This window comes from Arthrobacter ginkgonis, from assembly GCF_039540195.1.
GTDB lineage: Bacteria > Actinomycetota > Actinomycetes > Actinomycetales > Micrococcaceae > Zafaria > Zafaria ginkgonis.
Window position 1 is genome coordinate 119,090 of sequence record NZ_BAABEO010000023.1, and the last position, 12,592, is coordinate 131,681.

A 12,592-nucleotide genomic window follows, 5' to 3' on the forward strand; every position below is an offset into this window, starting at 1 on the left:
CCAACGGTTCCGGGAGAACACCGACCGAAGGACTGCCATGGCAGCACCCACTCCCGACACCACCCCCGCCCCGGCCCGCAACCGCATTCAACTACCCTCCCGCGGCGACCTGCGGCGCGACGTCCCCGCCTCGATCGTCGTCTTTCTCGTGGCGCTCCCCCTGTCCCTCGGCATCGCCGTCGCCTCCGGGGCGCCGGTCATGGCCGGCCTCATCGCAGCCGCCGTGGGCGGCATCGTGGCCGGAAGCCTCGGCGGCTCGCCACTCCAGGTCAGCGGCCCTGCCGCCGGTTTGACCGTCATCGTCGCCGGCCTGATCGAGCAGTTCGGCTGGCAGGCCACCTGTGCCATCACCGTGGCCGCCGGCGTCCTCCAGATCCTGTTGGGCATCAGCCGGGTCGGCCGCGCCGCCCTGGCCATCTCTCCCGTCGTGGTGCACGCCATGCTCGCTGGCATCGGCATCACGATCGTGCTCCAGCAACTCCACGTCGTTCTGGGGTCCGAGCCCGGCAGCAACGCGTTCGACAACATCGCCTCGATCCCCGCCAGCCTTTCCGCCGTGAACCCGCAGGCGCTCGGCCTGGGCCTGGTGGTGATCGCGGTCCTGCTGTTCTGGAAGAAGCTCCCGCGCAGCTTCCGGCAGCTCCCCGGCCAGCTCGCCGCCGTGGTCCTGGCGACCCTGCTCTCCCTGGCCTGGGGCAACTCCGTGGAGCGCATCGCGCTGGACGGCTCGCTGCTGGAGGCCGTCAGCGCCCCCGTCCTGCCCCAAGGCACGTGGGGCGCCATCGGCATCGGCGTGCTGACCATGGCGCTGATCGCCAGCGTTGAATCGCTGCTCTCCGCGGTGGCCGTCGACAAGATGCAGTCCGGGCCACGCACCAACTTCAACCGCGAACTCTTCGGCCAGGGCGCGGCCAACGTCACCTCCGGCATGCTCGGCGGTCTGCCCGTCACCGGCGTGATCGTGCGCAGCGCCACCAACGTGGAGGCCGGCGCCCGGACCCGCTCCTCGGCCATCCTGCACGGCGTGTGGATCCTGCTCTTCTCCGTCTTCCTGGCGCCGGTGCTGATGATGATTCCGCAGTCCGTGCTCGCGGGCCTGCTGGTCATCATCGGAGTGCAGCTCGTGAAGTGGGCCCACATCAAGACGGCGCTGCGCACCGGCGACTTCCTGGTCTACGCCGTGACCGTCGCCCTGGTGGTGTTCGCCAACCTGCTCGAGGGGGTGCTCGTGGGCCTGGCTTTGGCCGTCCTGCTGGTCCTGGTCCGGGTGGTGCGCAGCTCCATCCGCGCCGTGCGGCTGGAGGACGGTGCCGGGTCGTCGTTCTGGAAGGTCGAGATCGAGGGTTCCTGCAGCTTCCTGACCCTTCCGCGGCTGAACCGCACGCTCTACTCGATCCCCGCCGGGGCCCACGTCACCGTCGTCATCGAGGCGGACTTCGTGGACCTGTCCGTCTTCGAATCCGTCGGCGCCTGGCGCGCCCAGCACGAGGCCACGGGCGGCACGGTCACGGTCGAGGACCACGGGACGTTTCCGCTGGAGGGCGCCGCCGACGGCGCCCCCAAGCGCTGGATCTCCCGCTCTTCGCTGAGCAGCGGGCTGGCCCCGTGGAAGAGGTGGCAGACCTTCGCGGCGCCCGACGACGCGGCGGGGTCCCCCGGCCCCGCCGGGCCGCACACTCTGCCCGTCCTGCGCGGCGTGCAGAACTACCACCTGCGCAACGCGGCCCTGGTGCGCCACGACACGGAGCCCCTCGCCCAGGGGCAGGACCCCTCCACCCTGTTCCTGACGTGCGTCGACTCCCGCATCGTTCCCAACGTCATTACCTCGAGCGGCCCCGGGGACCTGTTCACGGTGCGCAACGTCGGGAACGCCGTGGCCCGCTCCGGCAGGGACCTGTCCTTCGAGGCGGCCCTGGAGTTCGCCGTCGAGAAGCTCCACGTCAGCACGATCACCGTGTGCGGGCACTCGAACTGCGGCGCGATGCAGGCGCTGCTCGCCACGGACTCCGACGTGGAGCACGACGGCGGCGGGCAACCTGTCGGAAAATGGCTCGGCGGATTGCGCGAGAGCCGGGAGGCCCTGGCGGCCGGCCATCCGGTGGGCCGGGACGCCGCCGCCGCGGGCTATTGCGAGGCGGACCAGCTCGCGCTGGTCAACGTGGCCGTACAGCTGGACAGGCTCGCCGCCCACCCGCGGCTGCGCCGGCGGATCGAGGACGGGTCGCTGAGCCTGGTGGGGCTGTTCTACGACCTGTCCACCGCGAACGTCCTCCACCTTTCCTCCACGGGCTTCCTGCGGCTGGATCCCGTCCCGTAGGGACGCGGCGGCCGGCGGGGGAACTCCCCGGCCGCCCGGCCCGGTGAGGCTGAGGCCCCTGCCCGCGGCCAGCCGGCGAAGAGACGCGCAGGTGCGGGCTGGACCCCGCCGGCGGCATCTGCTGGACTGGGCCCATGGCCGCCCCACTGCCCGAACTCCTGGTTCCCGACGCCGCAGCCTGGCGCGACTGGCTCGAGGAACACCACGCGGAGAGCCCCGGCGTGCGGCTGGTGCTGCACAAGAAGGGCGGCTCCGCCACGGAGCTGGTCTACGAGGACGCGGTGCTGGCGGGCCTGTGCTTCGGGTGGATCGACGGGCAGCTCTCCGGCCGGGACGAGGACAGCTACTGCCTGCGCTTCACGCCCCGCACCCGGACCAGCAAGTGGTCGGCGAAGAACGTGGAGCGGGTGGAGAGGCTGTCCTCCGAGGGGCTGATGCGCCCGGCGGGCCTGGCCGCCGTCGAGGCCGCGAAAGCCGATGGCCGCTGGGAGACCGCCTATGCGGGGGCGTCGTCGGCCGAGCCGCCGCCGGAGTTTTTCGAGGCCCTGGACGCGGACCCGGCCGCCCGCGAGGCCTACGGGCGGCTGAACTCGACCAACCGGTACGCGATCTACTACCGGCTGCACACGGTCAAGAAGGCCGCCACCCGGGAACGGAAGGTCGGCGAGTTCGTGCAGATGCTGGCCGCGGGCAAGGCGCCCTACGCGCAGGACGGATTCGAGACGGCACGCGGCGGCGACCTGGCATAGCGTTGCGCGCAAGGCCGTCCGGGTGGCGGTGGAATGCGCCGCGGGTGCCGCGTGGTAGACATGGAACATGGCTAACACCGCATTCCGGGGAACCCCCGTCCAGACCATTGGCGACCTGCCCGCGCAGGGCGCCGCCGCTCCCGACTTCACGCTGACCGGCGCCGACCTGGCCGACGTCGCCAGTGCCGGGCTCTCCGGCCGCCGCGTGGTGCTCAACATCTTCCCGAGCATCGACACCGGCGTCTGCGCCGCCAGCGTGCGCAAGTTCAACGAACTGGCCGCCGGTTTCGAGAACGCCACGGTCGTGTGCGTCTCGGCCGACCTGCCGTTCGCGCTGGGCCGCTTCTGCGGCGCCGAGGGCATCGAGAATGTCCTCACCGCTTCCACCTTCCGCTCCAGCTTCGGCGAGGACTACGGCGTGAAGATGGCAGACGGCCCGCTGGCCGGGCTGAACGCCCGTTCCGTCGTGGTGGTTGACGCCGACGGCACCGTCCTGCACTCCGAGCTGGTCCCGGAAATCGGCCAGGAGCCGGATTACGACGCCGCCGTCGCCGCGCTGAACTAACCGCACCACCTCCGCACCATCGCGCAGGGCCCCGGACCGCCGGTCCGGGGCCCTGCGCGTGCTCGGGTGGGAGCGGCACGGGTGGGGCATGGTGAGTGCGGCCCAGTTGGGCAGGACCCGCGCGGCGGCGATTCCGCCGCCTGGCCGCCGGCTACCGAACGCCAGCCCCCACGGAGTCCTGGGCGGCATCGGCGGCCTGCGCGGCCAGCCTGATCCGCGGCGCGACCTTGCGCAGCAGCTTGCCCAGCTTCGGATTGTCCGTGCGCTGCAGCGCGTCGTGCAGCGCATCGAGGCCCATGGCCCCGATCCAGACCTCCGCCCGCGCGGCTTCCCCGGCGTCGCGCGCGATCGCCGGCAGCACGTCCCGCCCGTGCCACAGGCCCAGGTAGGCGGCATTCAGCGCCGGGTCCCACGCCGCCGCCAGGTCCCAGTCCAGGATCCCGACCACCCGTCCTTCGGCCCAGTGCATGTTGCACCCGGCGAGGTCCCCATGGACCAGCCCGACCAGTCCGGCCGTACCGGGCGGCGCGTCCGGGCCCCATCCGTCCGCGGCGTCCGCGAACGCCCGGACGGCCTCCACCACCGTGGCGGCATCCGCGGCGAGGCCGGCGGGCAGGGCCGCGAGCACCGCCGCCGTCTTCTCCGCGGTCCAGGCGCCGCGGAAGGCGAACGGTTCGGCCAGCAGCGGGCGCAGGGGCCCGACGTCGACCGAGGCCAGGTCGCGGACCAGCGCGGCAAGCACGCGCGCGTCGCCGCAGTGGGCCGGGTCGCAGTGGGCAAGGCCGTGTGGCGGGTGCGCGGCGCCGGGCACGTACTCCTGCACGACGGCGGCGCGGCCCCCCGCGCGCCAGGGCGGCGCCAGCGTACGGGGAAGCCGGTAGGGCAGCTGCGGGGCCAGCTCGTCGACCAGCGCACTCCTGCGGCCCAGGTCTGCCGCCGCCTCGGGGGTGCGCGCCATGCGCAGCACGGCCTCCCCGCGGGCCACCAGCACCAAGTGCGACTGCCCGCCCTCCTCGACGGTGCCTGACGCCCAGTCCGGGCCGGGGAAGATCTCCGCGGCCAGGGCGGTCTCGGCGGGCAGGGGTGGGCGGGCCATGCCTCCCATTGTCCCGGAACGTTTGTCCCGGTGGAGTTGTCCCGGAAGGGCCGGCCCACCGCGGACACACAGGCCCGTTGGCTAGGATCGGGCGCATGAGCAGCGCAGACCCCACGGCAAATCCCGGCGCAGGTCCGGGCGAGGCCGCCGTGCCCCGGCCCTCGCCCGCGGACTGGCCGGTGCCGCCGTCCGTGTCCCAGCCGCGGCGGTACCTGTGGATCGAGATCGGACTGGTGCTGGGCCTGTCGCTGGGCAAGTCCGCGGTGTACTCGGTGGTGAACCTGCTGGACAAGGCCACCCGCGCCCCGCTGGCCGGGCAAACCACCACGCTGAACAACAGCCTCAGTGCCCGCGAGTACTTCGACCTGACCTACCAGCTGCTGGACATCTTCTTCGCCCTGGTGCCGGTGGCCCTGGTGTTCTTCCTGCTCTGGCAGGTCCCCGGCGGCAACCCGTTCCGCAGGATCGGGTTCGATGCCCGCCGCCCGTGGCGGGACGCCGGGCTGGGCTTCGGGCTGTTCGCGGCGATGGGGCTGGGGACGCTGGGCGTGTACGCGGCCGGGCGCGCGCTGGGCGTGACCACGGCGATCGTGCCGGCCGCGCTTGACCCGTACTGGTGGACGGTGCCGGTCCTGCTGCTCTCGGCCGTGCGCCACGGGATCGTCGAAGAGGTGATCGTGATCGGCTACCTGTTCGAGCGCCTGCCCCGCCTCGGCTGGGGGACCTGGCAGGTGCTGCTGGCCAGCGCGGTGCTGCGCGGCAGCTACCACCTCTACCAGGGGGTGGGCCCGTTCATCGGCAACTTCGTCATGGGCCTGGTGTTCGGCTGGGTGTACCTGAAAACCCGGCGGGTGATGCCGCTGGTGATCGCGCACGCCCTGCTGGATGCGGCCGGGTTCGTCGGCTTCGCCCTCTTCGGCCCGGCCATCGGCCTGGGCACCTGAGTCCCCTTCGCCGAATTGTGAAGTCGCGGAATTGTGACGCGTAAGTGCGGGTGTGCGCGGAATCCTGACGCGTAAGTGCGGGTGCCGCGCGGGAAAGCGGGCCCCCGCACGGCGCGCCAGCGGAACAACGACGGCGGCACCCGGGTGGGTGCCGCCGTCGTGCCTTTATGCGGTGCGGTGCGTGCGTGTGGTGTGGTGAGCAGGCCCCCCGGCCTAGAGCTCGACCTCGCCCTTGGGGGTGGTGAAGGTGACGGAGAGGATACCCGGGGTCCCGTTCGGGGACTGCCAGGAGACCTCGACGTCGCCCACCGGGGACTGCTCGGGCTGGCCCAGCCAGTCCCGGACCCGGTCGCGGGAACCGGCGATGGTGATCTTGGAGATGCGTCCCGCCGGATCCAGCGCCTTGGACGGGTGCAGGTCCTCGGTGCCGTCGTCCCAGCGCAGCATGTACGGGACCTGAGGATCGGAGATCAGGCCGTTGATGCCGATCTGCTGCCAGGTCAGTTCGCGCCCGTCCGGGAACTTGCGGTTGCCCGGCACCGCCTGGCGGCCCAGCCGCTCCTCGAACGGCAGCAGGTCGTCCACCGCGACGCACCAGCCCATCCAGCCGCCGCCCAGCTCGGAGCGGGCGCGCACGGCCTGCCCGAAGGGGGCCTTGTCCGACGCCGGGTGGTTGAGCACCTCGACGACCTCCAGGTACTGCCCGTTCTGCAACGGGAAAATGACGTTCCGAGTGCCGAAGCGCGGATGGACACCCCCCTTTACGTACTCGATCCCCAAGGTCTCGCCGATGCGGGCGGCCGTAGCGGCCAACCCATCGGGACCGCAAGCGTAAGAAACATGGTCCAGCCTCATCATGGCCCCATCATGGCACTTTGTGATTCACGTCTCGACTTAGGTCCTCCTAAGGTGCCCCTGACAAGGGGTTGCGGCGCCTCGGGGCGCTGGGGCCGGGTGCCGCCGCCGGAGCCACGGGAAGTCACAAAGGCGGACACGGAGTTGCGGGACCGGCGGAAGATTCGCAAGACTTGGAACCAAGGTCATGAGTGCCAGCGCTAAACCCCGGTTTGCTGGCCGGCAACCCTCCACTCGCGGTGGGGTGCCCCGGGTGAAGACCAGGCCCCGTGCCAGCAGGACACGGGACAAGCGCGGGTCACACCCCGGCGGAGGCACAGTCCGTGCTTCCGCGCAGCCCGGGGGGACCCCTAGCCAGAGGGGAAGAAACATGTCTAGCAACACTTGGTCCTTCGAAACCCGCCAGATCCACGCCGGGCAGGTTCCCGACGCGGCAACCGGGGCGCGGGCACTGCCGATCTACCAGACCACCTCCTTCGTGTTCCCGAGCGCGGAAAGCGCGGCGGCCCGCTTCGGGCTGCAGGAGCTGGCACCGATCTACACCCGCATCGGCAACCCCACGCAGGAGGCCGTGGAGAACCGCATCGCCGACCTGGAGGGCGGCGTCGGGGCGCTGCTGCTGGCCTCCGGCCAGGCCGCCACCACCTTCGCGATCCTGAACGTGGCCGAGGCCGGCGACCACATCGTCGCCAGCCCCAGCCTGTACGGCGGGACGCAGAATCTGCTCAAGCACAGCCTGCGCAAGCTCGGCATCGAAACCACCTTCGTGGCCGACCCGGACGACCTGGAGCAGTGGCGTGCGGCCGTGCGCCCGAACACCAAGGCGTTCTTCGGCGAGGTCGTCTCCAATCCGCGCCAGGACGTGCTGGACATCGAGGGCGTCAGCGCCGTGGCCCACGAGGCCGGCGTCCCGCTGATCGTCGACAACACCCTGTCCACCCCGTACCTGATCCGCCCGATCGAATGGGGCGCCGACGTCGTGGTGCACTCGGCGACCAAGTACCTCGGCGGCCACGGCACCGCGATCGCGGGTGTCATCGTGGACTCGGGCAAGTTCGACTACGCGCAGGACCCGGAGCGCTTCCCCGGCTTCAACACCCCTGACGAGTCCTACAACGGCCTGGTCTTCGCCCGCGACCTGGGCGTGGACGGCATCTTCGGCGCCAACCTCTCCTACATCCTCAAGGCCCGCGTGCACCTGCTGCGTGACTTCGGATCCTCCGTGGCGCCCCTGAACGCGTTCCTGATCGGCCAGGGCCTCGAGACCCTGAGCCTGCGGGTGGAGCGCCACGTGGCCAACGCCCAGAAGGTCGCCGAATGGCTCGAGGCCCACCCGCAGGTGCGCTCGGTGGCCTACGCCGGCCTGCCTTCCAGCCCGTGGTTCGAGCGCGGCCGCAAGTACGGCCCGCGCGGCACCGGCGCGATCATCGCCTTCGTGCTCGACGGCGGAGCCGCGGCGGGACAGGCGTTCGTGGATGCCCTGGAGCTGCACTCGCACGTGGCGAACGTCGGCGACGTGCGCTCCCTGGTGATCCACCCGTGGTCCACCACCCACGTCCAGCTGACCGAGGCCGAGCGGGAAGCGGCCGGGGTCAGCCCGGGCCTGGTCCGCCTGGCGGTGGGCCTCGAACACATTGACGACATCATTGCGGATCTCGAAGGCGGCTTCCGAAAGGCCGCCGAGGAATCGGGATCCGCCCTCCAGGCGGTGAAGTGAGCATCGATTTCGACGTAACCTCCGGACAATCCGGGTGGCGGCACGCCGTCGGGCATGGGCCCGACGGCGTGCTCCGCCAATTCCGGACAGGTCCGTACACCTTCGAGACCGGGGGCCACCTCCCGGAGATCGTGATCGGGTACGAGACCTGGGGCGAGCTCAACCAGGACGCGTCCAACGCCGTCCTCCTGGAGCATGCCCTGACCGGGGACACTCACGTGGCCCGCGGCGACAGCGACACCGCGGGCTGGTGGGACGGTTTTGTGGGCCCCGGCAAGACGATCGACACCGACCGGTTCTTCGTCGTCGCGCCGAACCTCCTGGGCGGCTGCTACGGCACCACCGGCCCGTCCACCCCCGACGAGACCGGGCGCCCGCTCGGTTCCCGCTTCCCGTTCACCACGATCCGCGACGGCGTCCGCGTCGAGGCCCGCCTCGCCGACGCCCTCGGAATCCGCCGGTGGCACACCGTGATCGGCGGCTCCATGGGTGGGGCCCGCGCCCTCGAATGGGCCGCCGAGTACCCGGACCGCGTGCGCAACTGCGTGGTCATCGCCGCCTGCGCCGAATCCACCGCCGAGCAGATCGCGTTCGCGCAGATCCAGACCCAGTCGATCCGGCTGGACCCCGGGTTCCGCGGCGGCGACTACTACGGCGCCGCCGACCCCGACGGAACGCCCGCGCCCGGGCCGGTCCAGGGGCTCGGCATCGCCCGCCGCCTGGCACACATCACCTACCGCTCCGAACCGGAGATGGACGTGCGCTTCGGGCGCCAGGCGCAGCACACCGAGGACCCGTTCGGCTCCGCCGGCTACGACCGCGGCCGTTACCAGGTGGAAAGCTATCTGGACCACCAGGCCTCCAAACTGGTCGGCCGCTTCGATGCCAACAGCTACATCGTCCTGACCGAGGCCCTGATGTCCCACGACGTCGGCCGCGGCCGCGGCGGCGCCCAGGCCGCCCTGTCCGGGCTCTCCGGCGTGAGGTTCTTCGTCGCCGCCGTGGACAGCGACCGCCTCTACTGGCCCGAGCAGTCCGAGCGCCTGGCCCGCCTGCTGCCCGGGACGGAGACCGTCCACTACATCACCTCGCCGATCGGCCACGACGGCTTCCTCACCGACATCGAGCAGCTCGGCGAGCCCCTCCGGGCCGAAATCTTCGCCTAGGCCGGCGCCGAAGCGGAGGACGACGGCGGCAGGTGACTGCCGCCGTCGTCCTCCGTCCGGGGCGCGGCGGGCTCCCCGGCGGCTGCCCCCGGCAACCGCAGCGGCCCGGCGGCCGGGCGCTTGGCGGAGATCCCGTCGCTGTCGGACTGATGGCGCAGCCAGTGGATCACCCAGGGGGCCAGATGCGTGCGCGCCCAGACCAGGTCGTCGTGCCGTGCGGTGCGCCAGGATCGCGGCATCGCCGGGCGCACCTGCAGGGGCTTCAGCGTGTGCGGGACGTTCAGCGCCTCCAGCGCCAAGGCGGCGATCGTATGGTGGCCCAGCGGGGAGAAGTGGATCCGGTCCTCGGTTCGCATCCCGGGCAGGCGCAGGTCCCGGGCGGCCCACAGGTCCGCGACCACCGCGCCGTGGCGCTTGGCGACCGCGCGCATGTTCTCGTTGTAGATGGCCGTCTTGCCACGCACCGCGCTGAGCACGGGAAAGTGGCCCACATCGAAGCCGGTGAAGAGCAGCACCGTTGCCCCGTCGCGGGAGATGATCCCCAGCAGCTCATCGAGCCTCCCCGCCAAGACATCCGGGTCCGAGCCGGGGCGCAGCACGTCGTTGCCGCCACCGAAGACGCTGACCAGGTCCGGGCGCAGCGCCAGCGCGGCCTCGGCCTGCTCGGCGAGGATCTGCCCCAGCAGCCGGCCGCGGACGGCTAGGTTCGCGTAGGCGAAATCCGGGACGGTGCGGGCCAGCTCCTCGGCGGTGCGGTCCGCCCACCCCCGGTGCCCGCCCGGGCTGTCCGGATCCGGGTCGCCGATGCCCTCGGTGAAGGAGTCGCCGATCGCGACGAAGCGCCGCCACGGGTGAAGGGCGTTTTCGGTGCCGCGGTGCCCGCCGCCCTCGTGTGATGCCTGTCCGCCGGCGGAGGTCAGGTTGCTCATGGCCACAGTCTGCCGCCCGGCTCCCGCCCGCGCCAGCGGTGGAAGGGCCGCGCGGCGGGCGGGCGGACGCGGGCCGCCCGGTACGGGCCGCCGGTGCGGGTCGGCCGGTTCCCTTCGGGTTTCCCGGCGGTGCGCCGTCCGAGGGCCGCAGCGCGTGCGGACCCGGCGCCCTCGAGGCCCGGAGGGGCCTCCGAGGGCCCGGGAAATCACTGGTCAGCGGATTGTGGGCCACCTTACAGTGGGTGCAGTGGCCCCAGGACAGCGGGCCGCATCGGCCCGCCGGGCCGCGAGGGAAGAGGGGAACCCATGGGGTTGCAGGAACACCTTCTCGAGGGCATCACGGCACGCCGGGTCTCGACGGACCGGCTCATCGCCAATGTGCTTGAACGCGACGGCGACGACCCCGACGGCATGCCGGTGGTCTTCGTCCACGGCAGCGTGTCCTCCTCGCTGTTCTGGCAGGACACGCTGCTGGCACTGCCCGGCCCCTGCCGGGTCCTCGCGGTGGACCTGCGCGGGTTCGGGGGCTCGGACACCGCCCCGGTGGACGCCACCCGCGGAGTGCGCGACTTCAGCGACGACCTCGCCGAGGTCCTGATTGCCCTGGGCATCGAGGCGCCGCACCTGGTGGGGTGGGACCTGGGCGGCTCGGTGGTGATGCAGTACGCGCTGGACCACGCGGTGTCCAGCCTGTCCCTGGTGGCCCCGGTTTCCCCGTACGGTTTCGGCGGCACCGCGGGCCCCGAGGGGCGGCGGCTGACCGAGGACGACGCCGGCACCGGCGCCGGCGGCGCGAACCCCGACTTCGTCGCGCGGTTGGCCGCCGGCGACCGAACCGAGGAGGCCCCGACCTCCCCGCTGGCCGTCTACCGCGGCACCTACGTCCATGCCGGTTTCGCCTCCGGACAGGAGGACACCTGGCTCGAATCCATGCTCGGCACCGCCACCGGTGAGTCCAACTACCCGGGGGATTCGAGGCCGTCGGAGAACTGGCCGGGCTTCGCCCCCGGAACCCGCGGCGTGCTCAACGCCCTGGCCCCGGGGTACTTCAACGTCTCCTCCATCGTCGACCTGGAACCGAAGTCCCCGATCCTGTGGATCCACGGCGATGCGGATGCGGTCGTCTCCGACGCCTCGATCTTCGACTTCAACCAGCTCGGCAAGCTGGGGGTCGTCGAAGGCTGGCCGGGGGAGGAGATGGCACCTCCCCAGCCCATGGTGTCCCAGACCCGCGCCGTGCTCGCCCGGTACAAGGAGCGCGGCGGGGCCGTGCGGGAGGTCCTGCTGCCGGGGTGCGGGCATGCGCCGCACATCGAGTTGCCGGAGGACTTCCGGGTGGCGCTGCTGTTCCACCTCGGCCTGCACTAGCGCGCTGGGCAGGCCTCGGGTGATGCCCCAGACGAAAAGTTTATTCTTCAACTAACGATATGGTTGAATTGTGGGCATGTCTGAGACTTCCTGGAACCCCACCGTCCTTTGGTCCCGCCCCGAATCCGAACGCGCCGGCACCCCGCTGCTGGTCCTGTTCCACGGCTACCTGTCCAACGAGCAGGACCTCATGGGGTTGGCCCCGCTGCTGCCGCCGGAGTTTACCCTCGCCTCGGTGCGGGCCCCGCAGGCGCTGGGCCCGGGCTTCACCTGGTTCCCGCTGATGCAGGAGGCCGACTTCTCCGTGGAGAAGGTCGCCGCGTCCGTCGGGGACGTCTGGGCCTGGTTGGACACCGTCAAGGGCAACCACTCCTCGGTCACCCTGTTGGGATTCTCCATGGGCATGGCCGTGGCCACCTCGGCCCTGCGCCACCGCCCGGCGGAGGTCGCCGCCGTCGTGGGCCTGTCCGGCTTCGCCATCCCCGCCGGCGGCCACCCGTTCTTCGACGACGAGGCCACCGCGGCCCTTCGCCCGCCGGTGTTCTGGGGCCGCGGCGACGCCGACTTCGTGATCGCCCCGGACAAGGTGGTCTTTACCCACCAGTGGCTGGACGGGCACGCGGAGGCCATCAAGGTCGAATACCCCGGCATGCAGCACAACATCAACCAGGAGGAGATGGAGCACGTCTCCGCCTTCCTGCGCGAGCACGTCCTGGACAAGCGCAAGGACAAGGCGGCGACGCCGACCGGCTAGCGCCCGCCGGCTTCCTGCACCCGCCGGATTCCCGCGCCAAGTGATTCCGGCTCAGGTCGATTCCCGCTCCGCCTGGTTTCGCCAAAGCCACCTGCCACCGACTCTCGTTTCGACGAAGGTTGGTGCGGGTTT

At 71.6% G+C, this 12,592-nt stretch carries 11 protein-coding genes and 1 riboswitch; of the genes, 8 read left to right on the top strand and 3 right to left on the bottom strand.

The features are described 5' to 3' along the window. The first annotated feature begins 37 nt into the window (after positions 1 to 37). From ABD912_RS16745 to tpx, 3 genes are all read left to right on the top strand, one after another. Positions 38 to 2,317, top strand: coding sequence for a bifunctional SulP family inorganic anion transporter/carbonic anhydrase (locus ABD912_RS16745; RefSeq protein WP_345152567.1), 2,280 nt, complete (start codon positions 38 to 40; stop codon positions 2,315 to 2,317). Between the two features lie 134 nt (positions 2,318 to 2,451). After that, positions 2,452 to 3,066: a YdeI/OmpD-associated family protein gene (locus tag ABD912_RS16750; RefSeq protein ID WP_345152568.1), complete on the top strand. Its 615-nt coding sequence runs from the start codon at positions 2,452 to 2,454 to the stop codon at positions 3,064 to 3,066. A gap of 67 nt (positions 3,067 to 3,133) precedes the next feature. After that, positions 3,134 to 3,631: a thiol peroxidase gene (tpx, locus tag ABD912_RS16755; protein ID WP_345152569.1), complete on the top strand. Its 498-nt coding sequence runs from the start codon at positions 3,134 to 3,136 to the stop codon at positions 3,629 to 3,631. A 151-nt stretch (positions 3,632 to 3,782) separates the two neighbouring features. On the opposite strand, the gene ABD912_RS16760 is transcribed toward tpx, so the two are convergent. Continuing rightward, the gene (locus ABD912_RS16760) at positions 3,783 to 4,727 is read right to left on the bottom strand and encodes a phosphotransferase family protein (protein WP_345152572.1); all 945 of its coding nucleotides are present in this window, start codon (positions 4,725 to 4,727) and stop codon (positions 3,783 to 3,785) included. 95 nt (positions 4,728 to 4,822) lie between these two features. Here ABD912_RS16760 and ABD912_RS16765 point away from each other — a divergent pair, with 95 nt between their 5' ends. Continuing rightward, entirely contained in the window at positions 4,823 to 5,671 is an 849-nt protein-coding gene (locus ABD912_RS16765; protein WP_345152574.1) for a CPBP family intramembrane glutamic endopeptidase, read from the top strand. A gap of 213 nt (positions 5,672 to 5,884) precedes the next feature. Here the strand turns inward: ABD912_RS16765 and ABD912_RS16770 are convergent, their stop codons facing one another. Further along, the gene (locus tag ABD912_RS16770) at positions 5,885 to 6,529 is read right to left on the bottom strand and encodes a VOC family protein (RefSeq protein ID WP_345152575.1); all 645 of its coding nucleotides are present in this window, start codon (positions 6,527 to 6,529) and stop codon (positions 5,885 to 5,887) included. A 180-nt stretch (positions 6,530 to 6,709) separates the two neighbouring features. Continuing rightward, a riboswitch (SAM riboswitch) is annotated at positions 6,710 to 6,826 on the top strand. A 70-nt stretch (positions 6,827 to 6,896) separates the two neighbouring features. Between ABD912_RS16770 and ABD912_RS16775 the strand changes: the two genes are divergently transcribed. Continuing rightward, positions 6,897 to 8,243 carry a bifunctional o-acetylhomoserine/o-acetylserine sulfhydrylase gene (locus ABD912_RS16775; RefSeq protein ID WP_345152576.1) on the top strand — a complete coding sequence of 449 codons (1,347 nt, stop codon included), beginning with the start codon at positions 6,897 to 6,899 and terminating at the stop codon, positions 8,241 to 8,243. Positions 8,244 to 8,245: 2 nt separating this feature from the next. Next, positions 8,246 to 9,409 carry a homoserine O-acetyltransferase MetX gene (gene metX / locus ABD912_RS16780; RefSeq protein WP_345152897.1) on the top strand — a complete coding sequence of 388 codons (1,164 nt, stop codon included), beginning with the start codon at positions 8,246 to 8,248 and terminating at the stop codon, positions 9,407 to 9,409. On the opposite strand, the gene ABD912_RS16785 is transcribed toward metX, so the two are convergent. Continuing rightward, complete coding sequence (locus tag ABD912_RS16785) at positions 9,406 to 10,338, bottom strand: SGNH/GDSL hydrolase family protein (protein ID WP_345152577.1); 933 nt, start codon at positions 10,336 to 10,338, stop codon at positions 9,406 to 9,408. The two genes, metX and ABD912_RS16785, sit on opposite strands and share 4 nt — an antisense overlap. Positions 10,339 to 10,644: 306 nt before the next feature. On the opposite strand from ABD912_RS16785, the gene ABD912_RS16790 reads away from it, so the two are divergent. Next, positions 10,645 to 11,706 (top strand): alpha/beta hydrolase, encoded by a 1,062-nt coding sequence (locus ABD912_RS16790; RefSeq protein ID WP_345152578.1) that lies wholly within the window; start codon positions 10,645 to 10,647, stop codon positions 11,704 to 11,706. Positions 11,707 to 11,782: 76 nt separating this feature from the next. Further along, positions 11,783 to 12,460, top strand: coding sequence for an alpha/beta hydrolase (locus tag ABD912_RS16795; RefSeq protein ID WP_345152580.1), 678 nt, complete (start codon positions 11,783 to 11,785; stop codon positions 12,458 to 12,460). Positions 12,461 to 12,592: the final 132 nt, after the last annotated feature.